Annotated in this window: 20 protein-coding genes; 7 read left to right on the forward strand and 13 right to left on the reverse strand. The window is 43.2% G+C overall.

From position 1 onward, the window contains the following. Nucleotides 1-291: 291 nt before the first annotated feature. Nucleotides 292-1,287: a transporter gene (locus R8N46_RS14305; RefSeq protein ID WP_005380160.1), complete on the forward strand. Its 996-nt coding sequence runs from the start codon at nt 292-294 to the stop codon at nt 1,285-1,287. Nucleotides 1,288-1,511: 224 nt separating this feature from the next. On the opposite strand, the gene R8N46_RS14310 is transcribed toward R8N46_RS14305, so the two are convergent. From R8N46_RS14310 to R8N46_RS14325, 4 genes are read right to left on the reverse strand one after another with little or no spacing between them, the layout of a single operon-like run. Then, nucleotides 1,512-2,078: a hypothetical protein gene (locus R8N46_RS14310; RefSeq protein WP_005391689.1), complete on the reverse strand. Its 567-nt coding sequence runs from the start codon at nt 2,076-2,078 to the stop codon at nt 1,512-1,514. A 54-nt stretch (nt 2,079-2,132) separates the two neighbouring features. Further along, nucleotides 2,133-2,810, reverse strand: a complete 678-nt coding sequence (locus R8N46_RS14315; protein ID WP_005380165.1) for a C39 family peptidase — start codon at nt 2,808-2,810, stop codon at nt 2,133-2,135. Between the two features lie 5 nt (nt 2,811-2,815). Beyond that, nucleotides 2,816-3,139 carry a hypothetical protein gene (locus R8N46_RS14320; protein ID WP_005380167.1) on the reverse strand — a complete coding sequence of 108 codons (324 nt, stop codon included), beginning with the start codon at nt 3,137-3,139 and terminating at the stop codon, nt 2,816-2,818. Between the two features lie 20 nt (nt 3,140-3,159). Beyond that, complete coding sequence (locus R8N46_RS14325) at nt 3,160-4,089, reverse strand: hypothetical protein (RefSeq protein WP_005391691.1); 930 nt, start codon at nt 4,087-4,089, stop codon at nt 3,160-3,162. 568 nt (nt 4,090-4,657) lie between these two features. Between R8N46_RS14325 and R8N46_RS14330 the strand changes: the two genes are divergently transcribed. Further along, nucleotides 4,658-5,302, forward strand: coding sequence for a helix-turn-helix transcriptional regulator (locus R8N46_RS14330; RefSeq protein WP_005380169.1), 645 nt, complete (start codon nt 4,658-4,660; stop codon nt 5,300-5,302). Nucleotides 5,303-5,425: 123 nt separating this feature from the next. Here the strand turns inward: R8N46_RS14330 and chrA are convergent, their stop codons facing one another. Beyond that, the gene (chrA, locus tag R8N46_RS14335; RefSeq protein WP_115386270.1) at nt 5,426-6,565 is read right to left on the reverse strand and encodes a chromate efflux transporter; all 1,140 of its coding nucleotides are present in this window, start codon (nt 6,563-6,565) and stop codon (nt 5,426-5,428) included. 112 nt (nt 6,566-6,677) lie between these two features. On the opposite strand from chrA, the gene R8N46_RS14340 reads away from it, so the two are divergent. Beyond that, nucleotides 6,678-7,595, forward strand: a complete 918-nt coding sequence (locus R8N46_RS14340) for a LysR family transcriptional regulator (protein WP_115386440.1) — start codon at nt 6,678-6,680, stop codon at nt 7,593-7,595. 169 nt (nt 7,596-7,764) lie between these two features. Here R8N46_RS14340 and ebgR read toward each other — a convergent pair whose 3' ends face one another. Further along, the gene (ebgR, locus tag R8N46_RS14345) at nt 7,765-8,751 is read right to left on the reverse strand and encodes a transcriptional regulator EbgR (protein ID WP_115386269.1); all 987 of its coding nucleotides are present in this window, start codon (nt 8,749-8,751) and stop codon (nt 7,765-7,767) included. Nucleotides 8,752-9,178: 427 nt separating this feature from the next. On the opposite strand from ebgR, the gene R8N46_RS14350 reads away from it, so the two are divergent. Next, nucleotides 9,179-9,766: an outer membrane beta-barrel protein gene (locus R8N46_RS14350; protein WP_017636001.1), complete on the forward strand. Its 588-nt coding sequence runs from the start codon at nt 9,179-9,181 to the stop codon at nt 9,764-9,766. A gap of 39 nt (nt 9,767-9,805) precedes the next feature. On the opposite strand, the gene R8N46_RS14355 is transcribed toward R8N46_RS14350, so the two are convergent. Continuing rightward, nucleotides 9,806-10,357, reverse strand: coding sequence for a gamma-glutamylcyclotransferase family protein (locus R8N46_RS14355; RefSeq protein WP_042521366.1), 552 nt, complete (start codon nt 10,355-10,357; stop codon nt 9,806-9,808). Nucleotides 10,358-10,539: 182 nt separating this feature from the next. Here R8N46_RS14355 and R8N46_RS14360 point away from each other — a divergent pair, with 182 nt between their 5' ends. After that, on the forward strand, nt 10,540-11,724 hold the full coding sequence (locus R8N46_RS14360) for an NnrS family protein (RefSeq protein WP_115386268.1): 1,185 nt from the start codon (nt 10,540-10,542) through the stop codon (nt 11,722-11,724). 73 nt (nt 11,725-11,797) lie between these two features. On the opposite strand, the gene R8N46_RS14365 is transcribed toward R8N46_RS14360, so the two are convergent. The 5 genes from R8N46_RS14365 to R8N46_RS14385 form a co-directional block, all read right to left on the reverse strand. Continuing rightward, the gene (locus tag R8N46_RS14365) at nt 11,798-12,751 is read right to left on the reverse strand and encodes a CorA family divalent cation transporter (protein ID WP_005380188.1); all 954 of its coding nucleotides are present in this window, start codon (nt 12,749-12,751) and stop codon (nt 11,798-11,800) included. A gap of 279 nt (nt 12,752-13,030) precedes the next feature. After that, on the reverse strand, nt 13,031-14,590 hold the full coding sequence (gene glpD, locus R8N46_RS14370) for a glycerol-3-phosphate dehydrogenase (RefSeq protein WP_017636005.1): 1,560 nt from the start codon (nt 14,588-14,590) through the stop codon (nt 13,031-13,033). A 176-nt stretch (nt 14,591-14,766) separates the two neighbouring features. Continuing rightward, nucleotides 14,767-15,558, reverse strand: coding sequence for a DeoR/GlpR family transcriptional regulator (locus R8N46_RS14375; RefSeq protein WP_005380192.1), 792 nt, complete (start codon nt 15,556-15,558; stop codon nt 14,767-14,769). A 159-nt stretch (nt 15,559-15,717) separates the two neighbouring features. Further along, complete coding sequence (glpK, locus tag R8N46_RS14380; protein WP_115386267.1) at nt 15,718-17,235, reverse strand: glycerol kinase GlpK; 1,518 nt, start codon at nt 17,233-17,235, stop codon at nt 15,718-15,720. A 59-nt stretch (nt 17,236-17,294) separates the two neighbouring features. Further along, entirely contained in the window at nt 17,295-18,149 is an 855-nt protein-coding gene (locus tag R8N46_RS14385; protein ID WP_213972458.1) for an MIP/aquaporin family protein, read from the reverse strand. An 896-nt stretch (nt 18,150-19,045) separates the two neighbouring features. Here R8N46_RS14385 and glpT point away from each other — a divergent pair. Together glpT and glpQ are read left to right on the forward strand one after the other, a co-directional pair. Beyond that, entirely contained in the window at nt 19,046-20,410 is a 1,365-nt protein-coding gene (gene glpT, locus R8N46_RS14390; protein WP_005380199.1) for a glycerol-3-phosphate transporter, read from the forward strand. Nucleotides 20,411-20,466: 56 nt separating this feature from the next. Next, nucleotides 20,467-21,522 (forward strand): glycerophosphodiester phosphodiesterase, encoded by a 1,056-nt coding sequence (glpQ, locus tag R8N46_RS14395; RefSeq protein WP_025768218.1) that lies wholly within the window; start codon nt 20,467-20,469, stop codon nt 21,520-21,522. Between the two features lie 70 nt (nt 21,523-21,592). Here the strand turns inward: glpQ and dapD are convergent, their stop codons facing one another. After that, nucleotides 21,593-22,624, reverse strand: a complete 1,032-nt coding sequence (dapD, locus tag R8N46_RS14400) for a 2,3,4,5-tetrahydropyridine-2,6-dicarboxylate N-succinyltransferase (protein ID WP_025768219.1) — start codon at nt 22,622-22,624, stop codon at nt 21,593-21,595. Nucleotides 22,625-22,994: the final 370 nt, after the last annotated feature.

Genomic DNA, 22,994 nt, shown 5'->3' on the forward strand with positions numbered 1-22,994 from the left:
AGGCTTTTCAGCTGTTATGTCATACCGACTTCATACTAAGAGCACAGGTAAGCAATTTATTTTATTAATAATATTGCGAAAACATAGAATCTATCCTAATTATTTATTAACTAGTGGCTTAGTGTTGAAGATAAGTATAAATGTCTCCTAATTTCTTCAAAGCGCCAAACTTAAAGGTATGTCGTGGTTTTGAAGTAGCTATACTAATCTTACTTTGGAAAGTTAGGAGCTTCACCTCAAGCTATTGCCTGAGATTACTTGGGTACGATCATCAGCAAAAGGAAAGATGTGATGTTACGGAAGACTTTACTGGGTACCTATCTTTGTAGTTTATTCATTGCGGGGAATGCATATGGTGCTGAAGGAGATGATATTCCTCAGCGTGCCCAAACGGTTGGTGATGTTATTGAGCGCCCAGGCGTTCTCACACCTAAAGGTAAATGGTCATTTGATTCGTCTTTAAGCTATACACAAAACTCTTCAAACAAAGTATCTGTTGTTGGGTATACAGTCTTACCAACTCTGATTGTTGGGCGAATTGAAGTGAGTGATTCGGATAGGACTACAGTAACCGTTGGATTAACTGCTCGGTACGGTTTAACAAACGCCACAGAGTTAGAAGTTAGAGTGCCGTATGTGTATCGTAATGACCAAGTTTCTACGCGCCCCATTCAAGATGGTTCAAACAGTGAAGTAGTAAACACAACGGTGGATGGCGGAGGGCTTGGTGATGTAGAGTTCGCATTGAGGCACCAGTTTAACTTTGAGTCTGCGCCATACTGGGTAGGTGGCCTTAGAGTAAAGTCGGATACAGGACGATCGCCTTATGATGTTTCTATTGAAGATGGAAGCAACTCATTTAGTGATGTCCCTACAGGTTCGGGTTTTTGGAGTTTTGAGCCTAATTTATCTCTTATTCACCCTGTTGATCCTGCGGTCTTGTTCGCTAGTCTAAGTTATATTTATAACTTAGAGGATACTGTTACAGTTGGCGACACAAAAGCTGATGTTGAACTTGGAGACACTATTTCTCTTTCAGGGGGAATGGGGTTTGCGGTGAATCCTGATCTTTCATTCTCTTTAGGACTTAGCCATAAAACTATTTTAAAAAGCAAAGTAAATGGCAGATCGGCAGATGATGCTAAGTTGCTTCAATTAGATGCATTAACTTTTGGTATAAACTATGCCTTTAGTGAACGCTCATCTATCAATGTTAGTGCTCAAGCTGGTCTTACAGAAGATACTCCCGACTTTCAATTAACAGTACGAGTACCTTTTAATTTGTAAAATGGATATTAGGCCCTTGAGTCTTGGGCCTAATTTATCGTTAGCGCCTAGTGTTCGCATTATAAATTGATTGGATTATATTGGATAAAGTAGGTATATATTCTTAAAATGATGGTGGCCGATTGATATATCGAACTTTCTTTTGGTATGTAATCATAGATATCAGTCGTTTCTAATATCAAAGAAGCTTAACGTGACAATTTTTCAGATAAAAATGGAAATGCTCATTGAAGGTGGTTCAATAAGGCGTCTTCTAATTGTTGGTTTGCTTTGATTTCCCGTATTACCCCATTTACTTGAGCATCAATGTCTACGAGCGTGCTAAGTCCAATAATACTGTTATCTTTCGTGTTTTGAATAATATTGATAATACTTGAATTTATAAAGTCTGAACTTATTATATTAGGATTTTGAGACGAAGGCATTTTGGGTGAATCTATAGAATCATCTCCAATAATATTGCCTTCACCAAATTGTATGATGTTAACAATACCCTGGTTGAAAACATCTCCACTTTGATTTTCACTATTTGCGCTAATGTTTTTTAAATTACCATTTTCAATTACTAAGTTGGCAATATTTGTGTTCAAAATATCATCGCCATTTATAGTCGTAGTAATGCTTAATCCAATATTAATAATATACTCGTCCGTAATTTGGAAACCACCTCGATATTCTTCTAAAGATAAATTTGAAAGAGGAGTAAGTTCTTTCAGGCCAACATCTTTAGCATTCACATTAAAATGAGGTATTAGCATACAAAGCACTAACAAAAATTTATTGTAGTTCATAATGTAGGCCTTTCAGGTTGTTAAGTTCTTAAAGTTATTTAAAACAATGTTATATTAATTTTCACCGGAAACTGGGAGAGTAATGCTAAATACCCCTAAGGAATCTCTAGACACTCCTGTTTTTAATGGTGATCTTTGATATACGGTGAAATTATCATTGGTTATAAAGCTAGACCGTCCCATTTCCGCTTCGTTACGGACCAGTAACACAATTCCTTGGTAATATTTTTCAAACTCATCCAGTTTCATTATCATGGTTCCTCTAGAAGGGTCTCCTAGAATAACTGAGTGATTGTTTATACCTCTGATGACAACAAAATGCATATACCCGTCGAAATTAACGAGAGTAATCCCAGGGACGCCGACTTCTTTAATTTTCTCCAGTCCTACTTGAAAGCCGTCAGAACGTAACCCTATGGAATCCAAGTAAAACTTCATATCCAACAAAGAAAAACCTTTCTCTTTGATTTTTTCTTTATCACCTTTTTCAAACATGCTTTTGAAGATATCTTGTTCAGATGACTCTGTTGCATAATGAAAAGTGAGAAGAGAAGCCAGGGCGGCAGAGCCACAGCTGAAGTCATACTGTTGGCGAAAAACATCACCGAACACTATTTCTTTGTAGCTTTTAACAGGAACAGAGTAATGTGCTCGGTAAGGTAGCAGTTCTAATGAAATGGCTGATGCTGAATAAACGAGCATCAGCCAAATTAAGTTATTTAATACTTTCATATTGTTTACTTGAGTGTCAGGTTAACGACGGTAGAGTTCTGGATTAAAACGTTGTTTCCGCTGTTCTGAATTACGTTGGATATACCCGAACTGTCTGCGAACGCTCCACTTGATAGTATATTGTTACCACTCACGGTGTTTGACGCGACATTATCTGACGAAATACCATTGATATCTGATTCTGCATAAACCAAGTCGAGTTCAACATTTTGTCCACCTCTTGATTCATTCATGATATCCAAGCTAACTTCTCCGCCAGATAATGCAATGTCATCAGCGAGTGCAGTGCAGGCAACTATCATACTCAAAGTACAGATTGCCAAACGCATCGCTTTCTCCTACTAGTCGGTTACTCACCCCCAGTAAACACACTTGCATTAGTTGTAACAGATTGTTGTACAAGTGAATTTGAACCAGCATTCTGACCAACGGTAGTAATACCAGCTGCACCACCAAGACCACCAAGGGTGTTCATGTTTTCAACTCGAACTCGAGTATCATCCGCGTTAGTTGCATAAATAACTGATGCACCTGTAACACCACCCATTAGGCTTGAGCTCGCAACAACCATATCTGTATCCATATGGACTTGATTGAAGCTATCAACATTTGTTGAGCTCGAGTCACTTTGATAGTTACTATTGTCGTTAAAGCTGTTCGAGTTTGTTGTGCTTGAATCAGCGTAGCTACGGTTATCACTCTGGTTACGGTTGTCGCTTTGATTACGATTATCGCTGTTATCGTTAAAGCTACTGTTGATACTAGAGTCACTGTTGTCGTTGTTGCTACGTCTTACAGTAGTACTAGAGTCGCTGTTGTCGTTGTGGCTTCTATTTGTGTTAGTACTTGAATCACTACTATCACTATTTAGGCTCACATCAAGATCAGCACTGGTACTGTTGTCGTTAGCGTTAGACGTACTATTGTCGTTGTGGCTTTGAGCTGTGTTAGTGCTCGAGTTTGAGTTGTCGCTGTTGTTATTAAAGCTGTCATCAACACCAAGAGTTGCACTGTTGTCAGTGTCGCTGTTGTCGTTGAAGCTATGACCAATACCTAGTGACGCACTATTATCGCTGTTGTCGTTGAAGCTATCACCAACACCGAGAGATGCGCTATTGTCACTGTTATCATTGAAGCTGCCAGATAAACCGATATCGGTATTAGCGCTGTCAGTCCATTGCATGTTGTCGTCTCCATCATCGATCTCATTCGCGATTAGAGAGCCACTAAATAAAATTGCTGACATTGCTAAAGCAAGCCCTGTTTTGTTTAGAGTCATAACGATTACTCCATTTCCTGTTATTCCTGATTAAAAATGACTGCACTTAACTTCTTGCTGCTTCCTTCAAATGTTGTGGGAAGCGATGAAATTATAAGAAAGGATCAGTGAAAGCTGTTCTCATTATTGAGAATGATTCAGGCTGGAAGGGAGTATTTAGGTGCGTCTCTTTAAGGTGTTAAAGAAAAAAATAACATAATCATAATGTTATTTTTTGTATTTACTTTAAGTACTCATCAAGTATGAAATGAAGCCAATATAAAGAAGTAATTCGTTCTATTGCACTGAGCGGAGCAGTCATCCATTTTTTATAAATGGTATTTTATCCAATTATTATCTTTATTATTTAATATTATAAATCATATCTTTATGCTAACACAGGTTGAAAAGTATGGATAAAAACACAACAGGTTCATACTTTTTAAGTCTTTTTCGGTGCTGAAAAGCAATGCGATATCATTCTGAAGTGCTATATTTTCTACTTAAAATGAAGATAAATTCTCTTTGCTATCCCCAATTAATTTTCTAACGGGGGTTGGTGAAACAGGTAAGTTAATGTGGTGGGACTATGGAAAAGAAGCACTTGATACTGCTAGCTGAGAGTAATTTACAAAGTAACTTAATAAAAAAACAGCTGTCTTCCATTCATGATGTCGATGTAAAGATAATGCAACCAGATGAAGTGGTGTTCAGAAGTCACTCACTCAGTATCGATTTGATGTTTATTGATTACGATTTTATGCGTCAGCTTGAAGTACAAGGAAAGTTACCAGATTTTGATCTATTTGGGTGGTCCTTTATGCTTCACAACGTCCCTTGTGAAAAAGTACAAACGGACTTACTGCATTGGAAGTTGTTAAAAGGAATTTTGCTCCGAAGTGCATCAGTGACACATATATGTGATGGCGCGGAATACGTACTGAAAGGTGGGTTGTGGCTACCAAGAATGTACCTAGAGAAGTTAGTCCTCAATTATCGGCATGCAAATTTGTCCGAAGAACAGCAGCATGATGAGTTAACATGCAGAGAAAAACAGATTCTAGAGCTACTTGTGTACGGCATTTCAAATCAACAAATTGCTTCAAGACTTTTTTTATCTGAAAGTACAGTGAAAAGCCATATATACAAGTTGTACAAAAAACTCGATGTCCATTCTCGTCATGATGCAGTTAAGTTGGTAAGAATGAACAATGGCTTAACCGAGAGAAGTTAAGTCATAATTTGTGATGCTCTTTTTATCGGGGTCTGTTCCGTTTTCACTATCTAATCTAAGCAAGGGCACTCGTATTTGAGTGCCCGTGGTTTATCTAGATTCAATAGTTGGCGTATCAGCAGGCTAAATCATGCCCGTGACAAGGCCTGCTGCCACAAAAAACACGATCATCCATAGTACCGAAAGGTTGAGCTTTTTGTGTAGATAGAAACCCGCAATCACTAACGCCATGTCGATGGGAGCAACAACTGCGCTGCTAAATACTGGCTGGTAAAGTGCCGCGAGTAGTAACCCTACTACCGAGGCATTTACACCGTTGATGGCGCCGGAGACCAGCGGTTTGCCTGTCAGTGCTTGCCAGTTCTTAAGAACGCCAAGTAGTAAAAGAAACCCAGGGAGGAATACGCCAAGCGTTGCGATCAGAGCGCCTAAAATTGGCGTATCCGAAAGCTCATAACCGATAAAAGTAGCAAAGGTGAACATTGGCCCCGGTACAGCTTGTGCAGCGGCGTAGCCTGTTAAAAATGCATCTTGGCTGAGCTGGTCGCCAACAATGTTTTGCAGAAGCGGCAGAACCACATGACCGCCACCAAACACTAAGCTACCAGCTTGGAAAAAATCACTAAACAGCCCAAGCAAAGGTAACGTATGAGCCACTAACGGTAAGCCGAGTAAAAGCATCGCAAATAGAGCTAATGGCGCGATAGACGGTTTAAACGACTCGGCTGATGGCGCGGAGTCTTTCTTCAGATATCGCATTCCGACAAAACCTGCTGCGATCAACACGAACATTTGCGTCATGATGCTTGGTGCCACCAGCAACGCAATCGCAGTCGCGACGCACAAACCCGCGGTCAGTTTACTTTGGCAGAAGTTTTTGTACATGCCCCAAGTCGCATCCGCCACGACGACGACTGCGAGCAGTTTTAGGCCGTGAACGATGTTTTGGAACACTGCGGTGTCGGTGATTTGGCTGCTCACCATCGCCAGCGCCAACATGATGACCACTGAAGGAAGCGTGAATCCGACAAATGCTGCGCATGCGCCACCTAAACCGCCACGTTTATAGCCTAAAGCAAAGCCAACTTGGCTTGAGCCCGGTCCCGGCAAAAACTGACTGAGCGCGACAATTTGCGCGTACTCGCTGTCATCAAGCCATTTCAGTTTCTCAACAAAGGTTTGGCGAAAATAACCAATATGAGCCGCCGGGCCGCCGAAGCTGAACCAACCCAGCCAGAAAAAAGTTTTGAATATGGTGAACATGTCGAGCCTGTTTATCTAAAAAGCATTGTTGCTAATTTATCGAATGCTCTAAAATGACTCAAATTGATGATTTTAATTTCATCTATGAATGAAATGGGATGAGGATGTTGGAGTGAAAGAGGACATTCAGTGGCGCAACATTGACTTGAACTTATTGGTGACGTTTTCCTACTTGTATCGCTATCGAAGCGTTAGCGTCGCGGCAGAGAAAAGTTACGTTAGCCAGTCGGCGATGAGTCATAGTTTGTCTCGTTTAAGGTTGTTGTTTGACGACCCGCTTTTTGAGCGAAAAGGGCACAAGATGGAGCCCACCGAGCACGCTCACCACATCGCGCCAACTGTGCATCACTTGTTGGATTCTATCGCCAAAGACTTGCTCACTAAGTCTGCCTTCCAACCTGAAAATTACGCGGGTGTATGTCGCATCGGGTTAACGGATTATGCCGAGTTTATCTTTGCTCCTCGGCTTTATGACGAAATACGCCAGCGCGCCCCAGAGGCGCAGATCAGTTTTATTAACGTCAATCGTAGCAACTACGTGGCATTAACTGAGCACGAAAAGCTCGATGTCATTATTGGCAGCATGCCGGTGTTGGATGACAACTTTGAGAGCTTGTACTTGTACACCGAAAAACACGTATGCATGTGTGATAAACAGGTGTTGAAAGGGGAAACACAGCTGTCTCTGGAAGCGTTCGCGAACATCGAGCAAGCTCTGGTAAGTCCCGATGGGAGCTTAAAGACACAAGTAGACCAAAAGCTCGCAGAACATGGCTTGAGCCGCAAAGTCACCGTGGCGTCGCGCAACTTTCTCACTATTCGGCATCTATTGAAAAAGCGCGATCTCATTGCCATCGTGCCAGAAAAAATGGCGTTGGCGGAGGGCTTTTCGGACGATCTCATTACTGTTAAGCCGCCGATCGCCGTTGCGGATTTTGATATTGCCATGCTGTGGCATTCCAGCCGAAACAATGAAGACAAAGGCATTTGGCTACGCGAGTTGGTTTCTTCGACCATCACCTCTAAATGATAAACATTTGGGGCACTCATGGTGCTTAGAGTGATTTGTTGTTGAACTTCTTACTACCCGCTGAGTTATCGGCGTTACGCCGAAACAGTACTGATTGTGCAAAATGAATATCTTGGGTTAGGGGGGATGTTCCAGATTTAATTCATAAAAGAGATTAATGGAAAAGGTATCATTGAGTTGTACCACGTAGTTTAAGCTCTGTTTGAACGTATACATGAAGAGGGAGTAAGCGTCCATCTCGGTATTTTTCCACTAGTAAGTTCACTCCCTGAGTTCCCATCAACTCAGAGTGAATACGAATTGTAGACAACGGCGGAAAGGTAAAGCGAGCAGTAGGAATATCATTCATACTAATCAGCGTAATATCCTCTGGTATCTTTAAGCCAAATTCATGGATTGCACGTACTATGCCAATCGCGATGGAGTCTGAATCAATGAATACTGCTTTCGGGAAGTCACCTTTGGCTAGCATCTCTTTCGCTAAGTTATAACCGGACAAACTAGAGCAGGCACAATAGTGTATATCTTGTTCTGCGACCACGCCTTTTAGATAGCCATAGTCCAAAAACACATTTTCACGAGTGTCAGCTGCGTCGGGCTTGTTTTGACCGCCAATATAACCGATGCGGCGGTAGCCTCGTTGTACAAAGAAATCAACCACTTGCCTACTGATTCGAATAAGGTCGACATCAACGCAATCATAAGGGCAGGTTGGATCTGAAAAGTTTATGTAGCAGATGCTATCGGCTAGACGTTTAGGTAATTTATCTACTACCTTTTGGTCGACATTTCCGACTAAAAGGACACCTGTTATCTTTTTCGTTTCAACATCAATTTCACTGTTATAGCAATTGGTTAGCGTAATACCTAAATTGTCGCATTGCGTTTCAATCCCATGACGAATTGATAAGTAGTAAGGGTCATTCACCTCTGTTTCTTGTTTGTAGTTATATAAGGCTAAAAAGTGATGTTTTTGCTTAGCTTCTTTGATGCCTTTCTTCGAGCTACTGGTGCGGTACTCCAGTTTTTCTGCAATTTCCAAAATGCGGTATTTGGTTTCTTCTTTAACGCTCAACGTTGGGTCGTTGTTCAAAACCCGCGATACGGTTGCAAGTGAGACGCCCGCTTCAATGGCGATATCTTTTAGCTTTGCCATGTAAATTTCCCGTCGGCACTGCTCACTGCCCAAGTGTGAGCTCAATAATCTGACTATTTTAAACAGCTACTTAGAGATGCACAAACCTTTAGTAAGACAGTCCTAAACACTTTAAATCATCATATCAAGCCAACTTGTTTTCATGAAATAGACTCTATTGAGTAATAAATAAAGCCGTAAACGTAAGGATTATATTGCTGTAAAAATACTGAAAAACGCGACTGGTTTGGAGACTTGCTACTTGTGGTAACTCTAGTACTTAATAGAAGTCGAGCTGTTTAGAGTTTAAACAAGCAAACGTTTTATTGTTCATGTTTATGTTTTGTGTCTCATTTTATAAATAAATCAATAGGAAAGTATTCAACTCTATTTATAATCACCGCGCTTTTAAAAGCTGTCTAACAGTATGAAAAATTAGGAAATTATAATGAAAAAAGTATTGCCATTATTGGCTTTAGGTGCAGTGGTTGCTTCAGCATCAGTTCAAGCAAAAGGTAACTGGTATGTTGGTGCTGATTTGGTAAATTCAGATCTTAAAGTTAAAAGCTTGTCAAAAGATTTTTCTGCGACAGGTCTTAGCCTTGCTGTAGGTAAAGAGCTGCAATATTCAGAAAACTTCAAACTAGCTTTTGAAGGTGAGTACATATACTTTGGCGACTTTGAAGAAACATTTTCTTACATGGGGTGGCCGGTTAAATTTAGTGTTGATGCTTCTGCGTTCAATTTCAATGCGAAGCCTAAATACCAATTTGCAGGTACAGGCTTCTATGTTGGTGCGATTGCTGGCCTTGGTGTAATGAGTGTTTCTTATGAAGTGAAATCATCTAGCACTGTTACCGATGATGGTCGTGATGTAGGCTTTAACTACGGTGTTGAGGCTGGTTATGAGTTCGCTTCAGGTTTGGTTGTATCTGGTGGCTACCGTGCTTCTTCGGTAAGTATTGATGCCGAAAACGGTGGCAGCGAAGATTTTGATTTTGACAGCCTGTACGTTGGTGTTGATTACAAGTTTTAAGATCGTGTAAGCAAAAATATAGATACTAAAAAGGAGCCGTTAAGCTCCTTTTTTGATCAGATTATCAATCAACTCATAATGGTGATCTTGTACGCCTGCAAGGTTGCCATATTTGGGTTGATGGCGGTCATTTTCTTTCGCGTGTTGCCAGCCAATGGTGTGACGCACAAAATGCTCTGCAAACGCGTGGGAAACTTCCAAGCAACCTGCCAGCACGGTATCAACATAACTTTGCATGATTGGGCTCTTTGCGCATGGTGGTAGTGGCTCGTCTTTTACGTAAACCCAAATGTCATGTTCTTGGTTAAAACTCGCATCTGTTTCGATTTGATCTGGCTGAAGTTGAATACGATGATAACCTCGCTCACGGCGGTCGAATTCTGCGAGCGCTTCTTTATTCACTTCGAGTAAAACGCCATTAACCTGTCCATCGCCTTGGTTCACCACTAATGGAGAGAGGCTGTAGCTGTCGTCAATCTTCCCCCAGTAGCGAACCAACCCATGTGCTATGACGGGAATGGCTTCTCCCGTTTGTCCGGTTAATTTACGTGACGCAGAATTAATCAAACTGCCATAGCCAAATATGTACATTGTCGTTGCATCCCTTAACTGATAGTTGTGCCTCTCATGTTTATACCTAACCCGCATCTGAAGCACAACTTTACCTCTTAAGTATAATCTTAATTATAAACATGTATTTTTTATACATGTTTATGGTAGCATCAATATGTAGTTGAGTTAACCAGCATCGAGAGACGCTTGAGGGCAAGATAATGCTGAATATCACCGATAAAAAAGTAGAAGAAAAAATCCCCGCATGGCTGCGATTAGGCTTTCGGCCGTTTTTTCTGTTTGGGTCGATTTACGCCATTGTTGCGATTGCGTTGTGGGTGTGGATGTTCCAAGGCGGACAGCCAAACGCATTAGCCGTGCCTGCATTGTGGTGGCACGTACATGAAATGTTGTTCGGTTTTTCGATGGCCATTGTAGTTGGCTTTGTACTGACCGCGGTACAAAACTGGACTGGCATTAATGGTACCAAGCATTACATGCTTCTGGCTTTATTTGGCTTGTGGTTAGTGCCCCGCATATTGCTTTGGACACAAGCACCGTTATGGTTAACCAGCAGTATCGAAGCGGTATTTTTACTGTTTGTCGCCTATGAGGTGGGCATTCGTGTGTATCGAGCCAAAGGTTGGCGTAATTTGTTTTTCGTTCCACTGTTTCTTTTAGCCATCTTTGCGAACTTTGCAAGCTACGCAACGATAAAAGGTATGCCGCCGTTTAGCTCTTCAGCGGTGTGGCAAGCAATGCTGTGGTGGTTTACCTTGCTGTTGTCAGTGATGGGCGGACGTGTGATTCCATTTTTTACTGCGCGTCGATTTAATTTCGAAAAAGCGCAACCATTGGCTTGGTTAGAGTGGTTCGCGAACTTGCCATTGGTAATGCTATTTGTGCTGAGCTTTTTCCCTGTGACGTTTGCAGAACTAGGTAGTCCTTTGATGCTATTTGCAGGTGTTGCTCAGTTGGTGCGTTTCGTTCGCTGGAAACCTTGGTTAACCCTGAGCGAGCCTTTAGTGTGGTCGCTGCATGCTGCGTATTTGTGTTTACCACTAAGCTTAATTTTGCGAGGCGTCTGGGGAGATGCATTTGCCAGCCATAACCTCATTCACCTGTTTGCGATAGGTGCGTTAGGCGGTTTGATTTTAGCGATGATTACACGGGTGACGATGGGACATACTGGTCGCATGATCTACAAAGGGCCAAACATGAGCCTTGCGTTTGCAGCGATTACCGCGGCAGCTTTGGTTCGCAGTTTCGCCGTGATCTTTGATCCAGCGAACATGATACTGTGGATTGATATCAGCGGCGGATTATGGATTGTTGCGTTTGGGCTATTTGTGTGGCGCTTTGGTGTGATGCTTGTGACCCCTCGTGTGGATGGTCACCCCGGATAAGATTCTAATGTGAGTAGAGAAAAGAGGAGCCGCGTGCTCCTCTTTTGGTTTTTGTTCTTTATAGGTTTAGTGTTTATTCGTCTTCGTCGTCCGCTTTATTCGTGAGTCCCAAGCGTTTAAATAGCCACCACTCTAGACCAAAAATGACAATTAAGGCGATGCAGAACCAGGTGAATGCCATGGTGGAATCCACGCCTGGCATTCCACCAACATTGATACCGAGTAAACCTGTTAAGAAGCTGGTTGGTAGAAAAATCGTTGCTACCAAAGTAAACAGGTAACTGTTTTTATTGGTTTTCTCATCACGATGATGTTTGATCTCTTCTTGGAAAAGTGCCACTTCTCCAAGATAAAACTCAAGTGTTTCATTTATGCGCGTAATATTATTGTGTGCGAAGCGATATTGATGAGGTCTCAAAGCAATCAATTCTGATTCTGACTCCACAAGATCACGGATAGCGTACTGCTGAGGGCGAATAAAACGCTTGATAGAAATCAGTGCTTTTTGAGTCGCCATATGTTTGTACGTCGACTCATCATTCACGTCGAACTGGTTTAGTGTTTCTTCAATTGTATCAAGGTAAATGTCTATTTTACTGTTTAATCCTTCAATGATCTGATGAAGTAAACTGGCAAGACTTTTTGGGCCTTTGTGTTCCGCTAATGCTTGGCGAATCTCCATGATCGCGCGTGATGGAATTTTACGAGTTGAAATGAGTGCGCCTTGAAAGTAGAGAATTCGAATACTAAGCATATCTTCTGGTGATGCATTGCCGTTCATATTGACGCCTCGTAAAATCAACATGAAGTTCTCGTCATCTAAAGGATGGAAAGATGGTCGGCTTTCGTCGGCTAATAGATGATCAACCGTTGCACGAGGCACTTGGTTCTGCTCCAGCCAACCACGAATATCAGGATGCAGCCGTTCGCAATGGTACCAATGCTTAGCTTGAATTTGCTCTGCCGTGGTGGATTGTTGAGTTGCTTCTGGGGTTGAGAAGTCCCAATGTTCAATCATAAAACCCATTTTCTTTTCCTTGTTTGAGCCGATACCAAAATAACCTCAAGATACTTCTTTCGCGAGAATTGCATTGCCATACAGAGGCAATACTCTGAGTACGGTACTCTGAAGTCATTGATGCATTATTTTTCAAATGAGTATGATTGTATTTAACGCCAAATGTCTATGAATAGTTGTTCTTATTTGCAATCGAGTGGAGCGCACCAAGGTGTTGTGCTTAAACAACAAAACAAAAAGCCTGCAACTAAGCAGGCTTTATTGTGGGGGAAGGAGGGAGGGGAGCTGTTAGCCAACTTGAGAAAGATTAACCACTTTCTGTTGTAGCTTTTTCTTTAAATAGTCCGTTAAGGCCTGTTTTTCTTCCTCGTTCATGTAAAGACCAAGCTTAGTACGGCGCCATAAAATGTCTTCATCGGTCATTGCCATTTCATGGTTCATTAAGTAATCGATCTCACGTTGGTAAACACCACCTGCTTGTGCCGAGAACGTTTGTCCTAAGTCAGCTTCACTTGTTGTGCCTTCCATTAAGTTCCAGGTTTGGGTACCAAACTGTGTGACATAACGAAGAATCAATGCTTCTGGCGCCCAAGTGTATTTAGCGTGAATTTGCTTAGCTAATTGTTCACGACTACAGCTGAAGTTACCACCAGGAAGGGTTTGGTTGGCCGTCCAGTCTTTACCCATTTCAGGTAGGAACGGAGCAAGTTTCTTCATTGCTGCTTCACCTAACTTACGGTAGGTCGTTAACTTACCACCAAAAACAGAAAGCAGAGGTGCATGGTCGTATTCCGCATCGAGCTCTAGCGTGTAGTCTCGTGTGATTGCTTGCGGAGAGTCAGATTCATCGTCACATAAAGGACGAACACCGCTGTATGTCCAAACTACATCTTCGCGAGTCAACTGGTGGACAAAGTGTTGGTTTACGATATCAATGAGGTAATCGACTTCGTCATCTGAGATCGACACTTCACGTGGGTCACCTTTGTATTCCACATCTGTTGTACCAATGATTGAGAACTTATCTAAGTAAGGAATCATAAATACGATGCGATTGTCTTTGTTTTGAAGAATGTAGGCTTGCGGTTCGTTGTGGATACGAGGAACAACGATGTGCGAGCCTTTGATTAAGCGAATGTTACGAGGAGAGGCTTGCTCTAATCCATCATCAAAGAACTGTTTTACCCAAGGCCCCGCAGCATTGACTAACGCTTTCGCTTTACGTTCGAAACGTTGGTCTGTCATCACATCGTGAATAGTAACATGCCAGATACCACCTTCACGGTGTGCTTTTTCCACGCGGCAGTAGTTACGCACTTCAGCATGGTTTTCGCGAGCCGCAAGAACGTTCAGTAATACTAAACGTGCATCATCAACCCAACAGTCAGAGTATTCGAAACCCGTTTTCATTTCTGGTTTTAGCAAGCCAGATTTCGCAAGGTTGACGGTTTTACTGCCTTGCAGCGTCGTACGTTTACCCAAGTTATCGTAAAGGAAAAGGCCACAACGAATCATCCAAGCTGGGCGTAGGAATGGGCGATGCGGTAAACGGAAACGCATTGGTAGTGCGACGTGTGGTGCTTTACGAAGAATAACCTCACGCTCTGCGAGCGCTTCCGAAACTAAACGAAACTCGTAGTGTTCAAGGTAGCGTAAACCGCCGTGTATCAGTTTAGAACTTGCTGAAGAAGTCGCAGATGCGAAGTCATTTGCTTCGTATAAGCCAACACTCAAACCTCGGCCAGCTGCGTCTGCTGCAATACCAGCTCCGTTAATGCCGCCACCGATTACGATCAAGTCTAAGGTAGTGGATGAGCTAGTAGTGGAAGCATTATTTTGTATACTCATAAATTTGACCTCTTGGTGAGCGAACGAGCATTTTAGAACATAATGCAATCCTAGCTCAGGTTTCGTTTGTGATCATCTATTATTTTCGTTTGTGAGCGTTTTGTGTGATTTAGACACAAAAAAACCTCTGTCTAATTAAGACAGAGGTCATTTGAGGGGGAATTATACGATTGACGTTACTCGTTTTCGGAGTTTGATTCGTTAGCTTCAACCACTTCAAGTGGGATAGAAGCTTCCTTCAAAATTGACAAGATTTCTTCTGGTGGCTGCTTATTGGTAAAGATCATGTTGAGCTGTGCAATATTGCCTAGTTTCACCATAGCATTGCGCCCGAACTTGGTGTGGTCTACGGCAAGAAATACACTACGGCTATTGTCAATGATCGCTTGTTTGACCCGGACTTCGTGGTAATCAAAGTCTAATAGCGAGCCATCGAAGTCGATACCGCTAATGCCGAGAATACCAAAGTCGAGACGGAACTGTTTAACGAAATCGAGGGTAGCCTCGCCAACAATACCGCCGTCTCTGCTGCGGACTTCTCCACCCGCTAAGATGACTTTGATTTCAGGGTTAGGGAAAAGAATGGTCGCAACATTGATGTTGTTGGTGACAACACGCAACTGTTTATGATTTTTATTGAGCGCTCGCGCAACTGCTTCTGGTGTGGTGCCGATATCGATGAATAGTGTGGCACCATCTGGAATGTGTTTGACTACCTCGTCTGCAATGACATCTTTTTCATTGAAGTTGAGCGCTTTACGCGTGTTGTAAGATGTGTTTTCAGAACTGAGAGGAATAGTGGCTCCACCGTGATAACGACGAATTTTGTTGTCATCGGCGAGTTCATTGAGATCGCGTCGGATGGTTTGTGGGCTGACATTGAATCTTTCTACCAACTCATCCGTGCTGACATAGCCTTGTTTTTTCACCAGCTCAACAATCTGCTGGTGTCGAGGTATTTGCTTCACTTACCACTCCCTTGTGCATTGGTAACGGCCAATGCTTCAAATTCGAAGCTCTATTGTGCTCGAATTTGCTCGTTGTGAGAAGTAAGCGAGTTCAGGAATCGGGGATAAAGCGCAAAAAGAGCGCACAAATGGCGCTCTTTTTTTCTTATGGAGATGAGATTAATCTTCTTCGTCGTGAAGTTCAGACCAGGTTTGTGCACATTTCACTGCACGTTTCCAGCCCTTGTAACGACGATTGCGTTTTTCTTCATCATCGTGTGGCTCAAAGGTGCGATCAAGTACCGCTTTATTCTGCAACTCATCAATGTTATCCCAGTAACCAACTGCAAGGCCGGCAAGGTAGGCTGCACCAAGAGCGGTAACCTCAGTTACTTGAGGGCGGTGTACTTCTGTGTTCAATACATCGGATTGGAATTGCATGAGGAAGTTGTTCGCTACTGCACCACCATCGACGCGAAGGTTCGCAAGCTTAATGCCTGAGTCAGCTTGCATCGCATCCAGTACGTCACGAGTTTGATAAGCGATGCCTTCCAATGTTGCACGGATGATATGGTTTGAATTCACACCGCGAGTAAGGCCGACAATCGTGCCACGTGCGTAGGCATCCCAGTATGGAGCGCCTAAACCAGTAAATGCAGGCACGACATAAACGCCGTTTGATGTATCCACTTTTGTCGCGAAGTATTCAGAGTCTTCTGCACCGTTTAGGATTTTCAATTCATCGCGTAGCCATTGGATAGAAGCTCCACCCATGAATACGGCACCTTCAAGTGCATAAGCTGGTTCGCCTGCAGGACCACAAGCCAAAGTTGTTAGAAGACCATGTGTCGAAGTGACTTTTTCTTGGCCCGTATTCATTAGCAAGAAACAACCCGTACCGTAAGTGTTTTTCGCTTGACCCGCTTCAACACACATTTGGCCGTAAAGCGCCGCTTGTTGGTCACCTGCGATTCCAGAAATAGGAATACGAGTACCGCCTTTACCACCGATGTTGGTTTTACCGTAAATTTCCGATGAGCGCTTCACTTCTGGCATCATAGATGCTGGGATGCCAAGCTCATCTAACATTTTTTGATCCCAACATAGATCGTTGATGTTAAACAGCATGGTACGCGATGCGTTAGTGTAGTCGGTTACGTGAACGCGACCTTGAGTCATCTTCCAAACTAACCAAGTATCGACAGTACCAAACAACAGCTTACCTGCTTCTGCGTCTTCTCGTGCGCCTTCAACATTGTCCAGAATCCATTTAACTTTGGTACCTGAGAAGTAAGGGTCAAGCACCAAACCAGTGTTGTCACGTACATAGTTTTCGAGACCGCGTGCTTTTAAATCTTCACAGATATCAGCAGTACGGCGACATTGCCATACGATCGCATTGTAAACGGGTTTACCTGTTTCTTTATTCCAGACGATGGTCGTTTCACGCTGGTTAGTAATACCGATAGCCGCTAATTGGTCGCTACGGATACCAGACTTAGCTAGAGCTTCTACTAAGGTAGAGCTTTGTGTTGCCCAGATCTCCATTGGATCATGTTCAACCCAACCAGCTTCTGGATAAATCTGAGTAAATTCGCGTTGCGCGACGCTTACGATGTTCGCATCATGATCAAGAATCACTGCGCGAGAGCTTGTTGTACCTTGGTCTAGGGCAACAATGTATTTTTGCTCAGTCATGGTAAGAATCCTTTTGTTTCGTTATTTATATTTTAGTAAATGTTCGAGTTACGTCAGTTTTAAGCTCTAGCTTCTTCTGTTTCTTCTTCCGTCTCACATTGGTTTGGAATCGTACAACCGTGGCCTTGTTGTGGAAGGTAAGCTGCAATCGCTTTTGGATACAACCAACCACCAAAACACGCACCTGCAATCGGAGCAAGTAAAGGCACGATAAAGTAAGGAATGTCTTGAGCACCTGTCAGAGCGTAATCCCAACCTGCGAAGTAAGCGAACAGCTTCGGTCCAAAGTCACGAGCAGGGTTCATCGCAAAGCCTGTTAGTGGGCCAAGTGAACCACCGATGACGGCAATCAAAATACCGATCAATAGAGGGTTCATTGCGCCACGTGCCGCGCCGTTATTTTCATCGCCCAGAGCCAGAATCGCAAACATCAGCACAGCAGTGATAACGAATTCCACAGCAAAAGCACCAAAGAAAGAGAGGGAGGCATGCGGATAGGTTGAGAAGATACCAGCAGTTGCTAGTGCATCTTGGCTGCTGCGAACGAAGTTATGAGCGATTTCGTAGTCGGTGAAAAGGTTGCTGTATAAGCTGTATACCAATGCAGCAGAACAGAATGCCCCAAGCATTTGAGCGATAATGTATGGCACCACTTTCGCCTTATCAAAACCATGGAACATAGCAAGTGCGATGGTAACGGCAGGGTTGATGTGTGCACCAGAGACGCCAGCCGTACAGTAAATAGCGATGGCGACACCGAAGCCCCATACAATACTGATTTCCCATTGTCCAAATGATGCGCCTGTTAGAACTAAGGCTGCAACACAGCCTACGCCGAAGAAAATAAGTAGTCCTGTACCGATAAACTCGGCCAAACATTCTCCAAGCAGAGAGGGGTGTTTGTTCGTTGTCATGTTAAAAGTCCTTTGATCATTTTTGCCTGTCTAGCACGATACTATTGTGCATATATAAACGTTTGCGAAAACAAACGAGCGTTAAAAATGAGCGTTTGAGCATAAATTTGTTAATCAAAGTCTTCGTTTTTGTTAAATGGCGCATCTTTTAACCGGAAAAGAACACAACGAAAATAATTTATTTGTCACGAGGCCAGTGTTGAGAGCGCTCAAATTACCGATGTGAAAAAGAATGCACAACTGGTAAGAGGAGTTTTGTGAAGCTGCTACGTGCTTGGAGACTTATTGCACAGAACTTGTGTAGCAATTAACCCTAAAGGAGTAGCGGAATGTCAAATGTATCAAGGGATAGCAGTGATATAAAAAATACGCTGTCATGTTTGGACTTTTAGAAAAAATCGTCATCCCATTGGTACCAATAGGATGAGTTGAGAAGAGAATAAACGCTGTTAATGTCTTGTGTTTGTGAATCATTGCTTCGGCTTGTATTCAAATAAAAATTGTTTTTTTTATTTCGTTTGATGCTAAACGTGATCGTTTTTCAGCTTTTTAGTTATTAGTTGGTTCGGAGCGAGTAGGGCAGGCGTAAATCGCCCTTTTTACGGTTAGTTTATGTTCTAATTCGAGCCTTTGTTTCAAAGGTTTCGAATTGGAATGCTCAAGTGAGAGGTTTGAATATCAGTTTCATATTAACGAATCTTGAGTAAAGTTGAACGATGATCTAATTAATGCTCATATAATTTACTGTATTTACTTATATTTAATCCATGTGCAACATTTGTCACAGAAATAAAATCCTAACTCCATACAATTCATGAACTTTCGAACGAAGATTTATTTTGTTTCGTTCGCTCCTTTTGTGTTTTTACCATCGCATACAAAATAATGAGGTTCCTATGTTTGGAATATTCAAACCTAAGGCGCACATTGATCGTCTGTCCCCTGGCAGCATCGATAGCACCTACTCTCGCCTCCGTTGGCAACTCTTTATCGGTATCTTTGTTGGCTACGCCGGTTACTATCTAGTTCGTAAAAACTTCAGTTTGGCGATGCCTTATCTTATCGAGCAAGGCTTTAGCCGCGGAGACTTAGGTGTCGCCTTGGCAGCTGTTTCCATTGCATATGGTCTCTCTAAGTTTCTAATGGGCAGCGTTTCAGACCGCTCCAACCCTCGCTATTTCCTTAGTGGCGGCCTATTGATGTCTGCATTAGTGATGTTTTGCTTTGGCTTTATGCCATGGGCGACTGGTAGCGTCACTGCGATGTTCATTTTGCTTTTCTTAAACGGTTGGTTCCAAGGGATGGGGTGGCCTGCTTGTGGCCGAACCATGGTGCACTGGTGGTCACGTAAAGAGCGTGGTGAGATCGTTTCGGTTTGGAACGTGGCGCACAACGTGGGTGGCGGTTTGATTGGTCCACTATTTATTCTTGGCCTGTGGGCATTTAATGATGATTGGCGCACTGCATTTTATGTTCCTGCATTTTTCGCCACGTTGGTTGCTGTGTTTGTTTGGATGACGGTTCGCGATACCCCTCAGTCTTGTGGTCTGCCTCCTATTGAAGAATACAAAGACGATTACCCAGATGACTATGACAAGTCCCATGAACAAGAAATGACAGCGAAGGAAATCTTCTTCAAATACGTCTTCAACAACAAACTTCTTTGGTCGATTGCAATTGCAAACGCATTTGTTTACCTAATTCGTTACGGCGTACTGGACTGGGCACCTGTTTACCTAAAAGAAGCGAAGGATTTCTCGGTAGATAAATCGTCATGGGCTTATTTCTTATACGAATGGGCTGGCATTCCAGGAACACTATTGTGTGGTTGGATCTCTGACAAATTGTTCAAAGGTCGTCGTGCACCTGCTGGTATCTTATTTATGGTGTTAGTGACAGTTGCAGTGATGGTTTATTGGTTTAACCCTGCAGGCAACCCAACAGTAGATATGATGGCGCTTATTGCAATTGGCTTCCTAATCTATGGTCCGGTTATGCTGATCGGTTTGTACGCACTTGAACTCGCTCCGAAGAAAGCCGCAGGTACTGCCGCTGGTCTTACTGGTTTGTTTGGATACCTGGGTGGGGCAGTTGCCGCAAACGCGATTTTGGGCTACACCGTAGACCACTTTGGCTGGGATGGTGGCTTTATCATCTTAGTGGGTTCTTGTATTACTTCTATCGTGTGTTTGATGTACGCCTTCTTAGGTGAACGTGCGCACCACGAGCAAAAAGAGCGTGAGAAGGAAGCGCTAGCGTAATATTTATTTAAAGAGGCAGTGGAATACTGCCTCTTCGCTTTATCAAGGAAATAACAATGAAAACAAAGTCAGTATGTCTTACTTTTTTAGCACTTAGCCTCTCTGCTGGTGCGATTGCGAAGCCGCTTGTCATTGCGCATCGTGGTGCATCGGGCTACTTGCCTGAGCACACGCTAGAAGCCAAAGCACTTGCTTACGCAATGAAACCTGACTACATAGAGCAAGATGTGGTAATGACGAAAGATGACCAGTTGGTCGTGTTGCATGACCATTATCTCGATCGCGTAACGGATGTTGCGGAGCGTTTTCCTGATCGTGCACGTAAAGATGGTCGTTATTATGCGATTGATTTCACTCTGGCGGAAATCAAATCCTTGCGAGTAACTGAAGGCTTTAATATCGATGACAAAGGCAACAAAGTAGCGGGCTATCCAACCCGATTCCCTATGTGGAAATCTGATTTCACCGTGCCGACGTTTGCTGAAGAGATTGAGCTGATCCAAGGCTTAAACAAAACGCTGGGTTATGACATCGGTATTTACCCAGAAATTAAAGCGCCTTGGTTCCATCGTCATGAAGGTAAGGACATTTCTAAAGCAGTACTTAAAGTCTTGAAGCAGTACGGTTACGGCTCTCAAGACGACAAAGTCTACCTTCAGTGTTTTGATGCGAATGAACTTCAACGCATCAACAGTGAACTCATGCCTGCAATGGACATGGACTTAAAGCTCGTTCAGCTTATGGCTTACACGGACTGGAACGAAACTATGGTGTACAAAGGCGACAAGGCAACACCATACAGTTATGACTGGATGTTCGAAGCCGACGGAATGAAGAAAGTAGCGAGTTACGCGGAAGGAATTGGACCTTGGAAGCCGATGCTGGTGGATGATAAGTCAACCAAAGACAATATCATCATCAAGCCGTTGATGAAGGCTGCAAAAGACGCTGGCTTGCAAGTGCATCCATACACGTTCCGCGCCGATCCAGGACGCATTCCAGCGTACACTGACAGCTTTGAAGGCATGATGGATGTGTACTACAACCAAGTAAAAGTGGATGGTTTGTTTACTGATTTCCCAGATAAAGCGGTCAGCTTTTTAAATCAGTAATCACGCATTTTTCTTTAAGCTAAAAAATCCCCCAACAGTTTCCTGCTGGGGGATTTTTCTTAACTATTTATTAGTTGTTTTTATGCAGTTCGCTGTTCAGTTCAACCGCGCTCTTGTTAGCAAGACATTCGATTTGACCTGTTACAGAGTTACGACGGAACAGTAGGTCAGAAACTCCAGCAAGATCGCGTGCTTTCACCACTTCGACTTCTTGACCGTCAGAATCTAGCATGCGTACTTTAGAACCAGCAGTTACGTACAGACCTGATTCGATAGTACAACGGTCACCCATTGGGAAACCAAGACCTGCGTTCGCGCCTAGTAGCGAGTTTTCACCGATAGAAACCACAACTTTACCGCCGCCAGATAGCGTACCCATGATAGATGCGCCGCCGCCGATGTCAGAGCCGTTACCAACCACTACGCCAGCAGAGATACGACCTTCAACCATGCTTACGCCTGTTGTACCCGCGTTGAAGTTGATGAAGCCTTCGTGCATTACTGTTGTGCCTTCGCCAACGTGTGCGCCAAGACGTACGCGAGAAGTATCAGCGATACGAACGCCAGTTGGTACCACGTAGTCCACCATTTTAGGGAACTTGTCTACGCAATCTACGCTTAGTGCACGACCCGCTAGGCGAGCTTCGATTTGACGCTCTGCTAGTTCAGGTAGATCGATTGGACCTTCGTTAGTCCATGCGATGTTGTGCAGTAGACCGAAGATGCCGTCTAGTACCGTGCCGTGTGGTTGAACTAGGCGGTTAGAGATAAGTTGAAGCTTTAGGAAGCCTTCAGCAACGCTTTGTGGTTGTTCGTCAGTTGCAAGGATAACCAGTACAAGTGGTTGTGCTGATTCTGCTGCTTTTGCTGCGAAAGATGCGTTTGCCGCATCGCCGTTTGCTTCAAATGCTGCTGCCAGTTCTGCGCTTTGTGCTGCAGAGATCTCGATAGCTTGGTTGCCTTGCTCGTAACCTGCTACTGCTGCTAGTGCGTTAACAAGCGCTTCGCTTGGGTTAAGAACTGGGTTTGGGAAAAACGCTTCGATGATTTTGCCGTCGCGGTTTTTAGTTGCCGTACCAAAGGCTAGAGAGAAGAAAGCCATAGTTGATCTCCATGTGTTGAGTCTTGTGTCTCGTCTGTTCACTGACAAGAAATAATTAAGTTGTCAGTCATCATAAAGAGAGTGTTGGGGAGTTTAAAGAGGGGAAATGGAGAAAGTCCGTAGATGGATACCTTTTGTCTTTTTAGAGATATGTTTGTCTGATGAGAAATGTGGCTACGAGGTGGTCTATTGGGGGAGTTTTGCTGAAACGATAGAAGGCAGTTTCTTGTCTCGGCTCTAGAAAGAAAGGGCGTTTTCCTATTCTGGCGAGTTCTTTCGAGATACAGAGGTATGTTTTTAATTGTTTAGAACAAGGTGTCGTATAAGTTCAAATAAATTTGGCGCAAGCTTGAGGCGGCTCGGTTTTGAG

The organism is Vibrio sp. 1874 (assembly GCF_033344395.1).
Taxonomy (GTDB): Bacteria; Pseudomonadota; Gammaproteobacteria; order Enterobacterales; family Vibrionaceae; genus Vibrio; species Vibrio alginolyticus.